We start from the raw sequence: 5,888 nt of genomic DNA, 5'->3' as shown, positions 1-5,888 counted from the left end.
TGCAGAGAGAACCGTAACAGGACTGTGGGACAGGATCGGAAAGAGCATAGAACTCATCGAGCCAAAGGAAGCCCGAAACTACTTCAGTTCCTGCGGATACGATCCAGCATGAAAGGGAACCGCTCTAGAGCCGCCTTCGGGCGGCTTTTTCCATTCCATAAATAGATCGCGCGAAGCGCACTGTTTGCCGATGGCAGGTATTCCGACGAGTTGACCATCGTCAGGAGTCAGACAAAAAAGGCGTGCGCCAAAGCATTTTTTGGCACACGGGAAGTCTCATTTACCCAATCGTCATCAGGCTGGCATTGCCACCCGCCGCCGCGGTGTTGATCGAGGTGGAGACCTCTTCGACGAGCCAGTTCAGGCAATAGGCTTCTAGGTCGCTTTCGATCTCAGTGGTGGTCGCGGACTGCACCAGCACCAGTGGGCCATCGAGAGCGGCGATTGTCTGATTGACGCTCATCACCCGTTCCGCGTCGCCCTCGACAAGCGCTGAGGCGAACGGACCGTCCTTGTTCCAGTCCGAGGTCCACTTGATGCGGCCTGCGACGCTCGCCGGCATATTGCTCAGCATGGGGCAGAGACCTGTCGCCTCGTCGATGATGAGCTGGTTGCCGGTTGCAAGAGCGGCCGCAATCTGACGATAGAGCCCGCGTTCGCTGACAGGAGCCAGAAGAACGCGGCCGCGGGGATGGAGGGCATAGAGGTTGCGCTCCCCAACCGGGCCGGCAAGCTCCTTCTGCAATCCGACCGCCGACAGGCTGCCGAGCTCGCGGGCTTCTTCTGCGTCTTCGGTTCTGGATTTTGAAGAAAGCCAGACGGCGAAGTCGGCGAGCGCCGGATCGATATGAACGGAACTATGCTGCGGCGGCACCGGTGCCTTCTGGACAAGGCGGCCGATATAAAGCGGGCCGCCGGCTTTCGGACCCGTGCCGGAAAGGCCTCGGCCACCGAAGGGCTGGACGCCGACCACTGCACCGATGATGTTGCGGTTCACATAAAGATTGCCCGCCTGCACCCGGCTTGTCACATGCGCGATCGTCTCGTCGAGACGAGTATGAAGGCCGAAGGTCAGGCCGTAACCGGAGGCGTTGATATCGTCGATCAGGCGATCGAGATCCTCGCGGCGGTAACGGATGACGTGCAGGACCGGGCCGAAGATTTCCTTTTCCAGATCGGAGAGCTTTTTGAGCTCGATGATCGTCGGCGGCACGAAGGTGCCGAGATCGGCGGCTTGCGGAAGCGGCAACTGCTCGACCTTGCAGCCAAGCGCCTTCATCTTCTCGATATGGGCGTCGATGTCACTCTTCGCGCCTTCGGTGATGACCGGGCCGACATCGATGCTCAGGCGATCGGTGCGGCCGATTGTCAGTTCCTGAAGAGCGCCTTTCAGCATGGTCAGGGTGCGATCCGCCACATCTTGCTGCAGGCACAGGACACGAAGCGCGGAGCATCGCTGACCGGCGCTATCGAAGGCCGACGCGATCACGTCGCCGACTACTTGCTCGGCAAGCGCGGAGGAATCGACGATCATGCCGTTCTGGCCGCCGGTCTCGGCGATCAGCGGGATGGGCTTGCCCGACTTGGACAGACGGCTCGCAAGCTGTGCCTGGATCATCCGTGCGACACCGGTCGATCCGGTGAACATGACGCCGGCCGTTTCCGGAGCATCGATGAGAGCGGCGCCAAGGCGGCCGCCACCCGGGGTGAATTGCAGAGCACTCCGTGGGACGCCGGCCTCGTGCAGGATTTTGACGCTTTCGAAGGCGATAATCGGCGTCACGCCGGCGGGCTTTGCCATGACTGAGTTGCCGGCGACCAGGGCCGCTGCGATCTGCCCGGTAAAGATTGCCAGCGGAAAATTCCACGGGCTGATGCAGACGATCGGGCCGAGGGGCGCGTGTGAAGGACCGAGTGTGCGGCGGGCCTGCTCCGCGTAGTAACGCAGGAAATCGATCGCCTCGCGCACTTCGCCGATCGCATTGGCGGCCGATTTTCCGGCCTCGCGGATGATGATGCCCATCAGCGGCTCGATGCGCGATTGCATGATGTCAGCGGCACGGTCGAGGCATGCGGCACGGTCTGCAGGTGAAACCTGAGCCCATTCCTGCGCGCCCTTCTCAGCAAGCTTGGCGATTTTGGCCGCAGCTTCGATCTCGACTTCGGTGACCTGACCAACGACATCGCCATGGTCGGCGGGGTTGAGGATCGGCTGGACCGTGCCCTCAACCGAACCGTCGGCGAGAAGCGGCATTGCATGCCAGGAGGTCTTTGTCGTCTCGGCGAGATTGCCGGCGAGACGGCCCAGTTCGGTCTCGTTCGCCAAGTCGATGCCGGAGGAGTTCTGCCGCTCGGCGCCGTAAAGGTTTGCCGGCAACGAGATCAGATCGTGCGGCTTTCCAACTGGAGTAGTGGCTTCAACGAGATCGACCGGATCGGCGGTCAGCTCATCGACCGAGATCTTCGGATCGGAGATGCGGTTGACGAAGGAAGAGTTGGCACCGTTTTCCAGAAGGCGACGAACGAGATAGGCAAGCAGCGTTTCATGCGTGCCAACAGGCGCATAGATGCGGCAGGGCCGGTCGAGGTTCTGTTTGCCGACGACCTCGTCGTAGAGCGGTTCGCCCATGCCATGCAGGCACTGGAACTCATATTTGCCGACCTTGAAGTCCGGACCAGCCAGCTGGTAGATCGTCGCCAGCGTCTGGGCGTTGTGGGTCGCGAACTGCGGGAAGATCGCATCGGTGGCGGCGAGCAGCTTGCGGGCGCAGGCGACATAAGCGACATCTGTGTGGATCTTGCGCGTATAGACGGGGAAGTCCGGCAGGCCATCAAGCTGAGCGCGCTTGATTTCGGCATCCCAATAGGCGCCCTTGACGAGGCGCACCATCATGCGGCGGCCGGAGCGGCGGGCGAGATCGATAATGTAGTCGAGAACGAACGGGCAGCGCTTGCCATAGGCCTGTACGACAAAACCGAGACCGTTCCAGCCGTTCAGCTCTGCATCGAGGCTGAGTTCTTCGAGGAGGTCGAGGGAGAGTTCGAGGCGATCGGCTTCCTCGGCATCGATATTGAGGCCGATGTCGTATTTGCGGGCGAGCAGCGCCAACGCGCGAACGCGCGGCAGCAGCTCTTCCATGACACGCTTCGACTGGGCGCGGACATAACGGGGATGGAGCGCTGACAGCTTGATCGAGATGCCGGGACCTTCATAGACACCACGGCCGGCCGAAGCCTTGCCGATCGCGTAAATGGCATTTTCGTAGTCGCGATAATAGCGCTCCGCATCCTTGGCGGTCGTCGCGGCCTCACCCAGCATATCGTAGGAGTAACCGAAGCCACGGGCTTCCAGCGGACGGGCGCGCTTCAGCGCTTCGTCGATCGTCTCGCCAGTAACGAACTGCTCGCCCATCATGCGCATCGCCATGTCGACGCCGCGGCGGATGACAGGTTCGCCACAACGGGCGATCAGACGGGTCAGCGCGGCCGCAAGGCTGCGATCGTTGACGGTGGAGGTCAGCTTGCCGGTGACGACCAGGCCCCAGGTCGCGGCATTGACGAACAGCGAACGGCCACCGCCGACATGCGACTTCCAGTCGCCTTCGGAGATCTTGTCGCGGATCAAGGCATCACGGGTCGCCGTGTCGGGAATGCGCAACAACGCTTCCGCGAGGCACATAAGCGCAACGCCCTCCTGACTCGACAGCGAATATTCCTGCACCAGACCTTCTACGCCGGTTCCCTTGTGCTTGGCGCGCAGCGCTTCGATCAGTTTGCGCGCCGTGCCGCGGATCGCTGCCTTCAGGTCAGCCGGGACCTTCGCAGCGTCGACGAGCGGCGGCAGGCACTCCGTCTCCGGGCGGCGGTAAGCTGTGGTAATCGCTTTGCGGAGGGCCGACTGCTCGCGGATCGGCGGGGCAAACTGCGCAAATGGCGGGAGTGGAGCTTCAGGCGAAGTTTCGGCAACAGCTTCGAACATCGGGGCGGTCCTATTCGAGTAACCAGAATCGAGCCAATGCGGCTCAGCGTATGAGATTTGTTTCGCGGAAGGGAAGGGGAAGCCGGCAAATAGGTGCTGATTTCGCAGGAGCGCTCAGCGAGATTTTCACCGCCGCCGGCGCGGTGGAAGCTCGTGCGATATCCATCACTTCGACTGATATCATTTCCGTTCGCGCCATTTCCGCCAGCCTCTCGCGGGGCTCCTGATTTTCCTCGTCACAATTTGGCGAATACATATCACAAAGGAGGAAAACGTTCTCACTTGATTTGATCATGCAGGAGGTCTAATCGCACCTATTCTAACGTCATGGAAAGTTAAAATGGCTACGGAGATCGATTTTTATAGTGAACTCGACCAGTTCGATAAGAAGATTCTCGAGGCGCTCCTTGAGGACGGACGGATGTCGATTACCGATCTCGCCGCCCGCGTCGGCCTTTCCAAGACCCCATGCCAGATCCGATTCCGGCGCCTGATCGCTGAAGGTTATATCGAGGGCTTTAGGGCGATCCTCAATCCCACGAAAATGCAGCTGGATCATGTGGCTTTCGTCGAAGTGAAACTATCCGATACCCGCGAGGAGGCGCTCAGAAGTTTCAACGAGGCGGTAAAAAAGGTGCGGGAAATCGAGGAATGCCACATGATCGCAGGGCGCTTCGACTATCTGCTCAAGGTCCGGACGCGCGACATCGGTCGCTATCGCCGGGTCCTAGGCGAAAAAATTTCGACCCTTCCCCATGTCGCAAGCACATCGACGAACCCGGCCATGGAAACCGTGAAAGAGGGCTGGAATAGGTTTTCCTAAGCGACCTGATATGGTGGCTCGGGTCGGCAAAAGGCTACAGTGTGGTGCCTATCGCGCTATGCTGCTTTTCATTCGGTTACGACCGGCGAGCTTCGCTTCATAGAGGAATTTGTCGGCTTTTTCGTAGAGCTCCGCGAGGCTGTTGTGTGCATCAGACGCCGCAGGGCATCGGCGACGGCTTTGAGAACGACGCGGATGCGACCGATCTCCTCGGCTTCAATAGGTAACCGTCACCACGACGGTATCCGTGTAGATTCCGGGTGACGGCGTCGTTTGTGCCGGGACGCGGCCGTAGACCGTCAGGTTTTGCAACAGGCCGGTGCCGGTGCCGCCGGCGATCTGGCCGACCGCGCTCCCCCAGGGAAGAGATCGCGCGGCGTCACGGTAGAGACCATAAGTGATCGATTGCCCGGAATGAGTCATCTTGCGGGCGGCCGGCGCCAGATTTCCCAGACCTCCATTGAGGCCGATTGCGTAGGGAAGCTAAGGTGCAGCTGACCTTGACAAGCGAAGACGCGTCCACCTGCGTTTTCAGAAGCCCACGGCTCCCAAAATTCAGATCATCGGCAGTGAGGTTGCAGACGCGATCAACATAGGCCGGTATAGTGAACAACGGGCTGCTGGCATTCTGCAGAACCGTCGAGCAATTGGGTGGGGTGATACTGTAGGTCGCCATATTGAAGCGAATATTCGCCCCCGAAAAAGTGGAAACGTAGCTTCCGCCGGGGGTTGCCGGCTGACTGCCGATAATTCTCGCATAGATGGTTTTCGACGTGGTGACGGTCGTCAGAGGCAGAAGCAGGATGTCGAGCGGATGCGGTGTGCCGAGTGCCGGTGTGTCCGAATGGCCCCATGGGATTGTCCGGGCGGCATCCCGGTAGAGCTGGTATTGCAAAGTGTTTCCACCACTTGTCATCGTTCGCAATCCGCCGCCCATGCCACCGGTACCGGCATCAAGATTGATGGTGTGGAACGGCCCTTCGCGCCGGCATCAAGGATGCCTATCGTGGTGACGCCAATCGCAACGAGACAGAGGGAACCGCTCCATGGAGAAGATTACCACAATTGGACTGGATTTGGCCAAGT

General features: G+C 60.2%; 5 protein-coding genes and 1 pseudogene. 3 read left to right on the top strand and 3 right to left on the bottom strand.

The window, feature by feature from the left end; translation table 11 throughout:
- Positions 1 to 112: pseudogene (locus KX729_RS33270) on the top strand (IS630 family transposase); the annotation flags it as partial.
- A 168-nt stretch (positions 113 to 280) separates the two neighbouring features.
- On the opposite strand, the gene putA reads toward KX729_RS33270, so the two are convergent.
- Complete coding sequence (putA, locus tag KX729_RS33265; RefSeq protein ID WP_219746689.1) at positions 281 to 3,979, bottom strand: trifunctional transcriptional regulator/proline dehydrogenase/L-glutamate gamma-semialdehyde dehydrogenase; 3,699 nt, start codon at positions 3,977 to 3,979, stop codon at positions 281 to 283.
- Positions 3,980 to 4,319: 340 nt separating this feature from the next.
- On the opposite strand from putA, the gene KX729_RS33260 reads away from it, so the two are divergent.
- A complete protein-coding gene (locus KX729_RS33260; protein ID WP_219746688.1) occupies positions 4,320 to 4,802 on the top strand; it encodes an Lrp/AsnC family transcriptional regulator in 483 nt (160 codons plus the stop codon).
- Between the two features lie 216 nt (positions 4,803 to 5,018).
- Here the strand turns inward: KX729_RS33260 and KX729_RS33255 are convergent, their stop codons facing one another.
- Together KX729_RS33255 and KX729_RS34810 are read right to left on the bottom strand one after the other, a co-directional pair.
- The gene (locus tag KX729_RS33255; RefSeq protein ID WP_219746690.1) at positions 5,019 to 5,273 is read right to left on the bottom strand and encodes a Csu type fimbrial protein; all 255 of its coding nucleotides are present in this window, start codon (positions 5,271 to 5,273) and stop codon (positions 5,019 to 5,021) included.
- Complete coding sequence (locus tag KX729_RS34810; RefSeq protein ID WP_376776125.1) at positions 5,182 to 5,718, bottom strand: spore coat protein U domain-containing protein; 537 nt, start codon at positions 5,716 to 5,718, stop codon at positions 5,182 to 5,184. The genes KX729_RS33255 and KX729_RS34810 overlap by 92 nt, the downstream gene beginning before the upstream one ends.
- Between KX729_RS34810 and KX729_RS34185 the strand changes: the two genes are divergently transcribed.
- Positions 5,647 to 5,888: hypothetical protein (locus KX729_RS34185; protein ID WP_246618059.1), on the top strand; the 242-nt coding region annotated here is incomplete at its 3' end. The two genes, KX729_RS34810 and KX729_RS34185, sit on opposite strands and share 72 nt — an antisense overlap.

Source organism: Neorhizobium populisoli (assembly GCF_019430945.1).
In the GTDB taxonomy this organism is placed as follows: Bacteria; Pseudomonadota; Alphaproteobacteria; order Rhizobiales; family Rhizobiaceae; genus Neorhizobium; species Neorhizobium populisoli.
This window is presented reverse-complemented; position numbering and strand designations above follow the sequence as displayed.

Coding starts and splice junctions, on each gene's coding strand:
- putA (WP_219746689.1), bottom strand. CDS start 3,979: ATGTTCGAAGCTGTTGCCGAAACTTCGCCTGAAGCTCCACTCCCGCCA.
- KX729_RS34810 (WP_376776125.1), bottom strand. CDS start 5,718: ATGACAAGTGGTGGAAACACTTTGCAATACCAGCTCTACCGGGATGCC.
- KX729_RS33260 (WP_219746688.1), top strand. CDS start 4,320: ATGGCTACGGAGATCGATTTTTATAGTGAACTCGACCAGTTCGATAAG.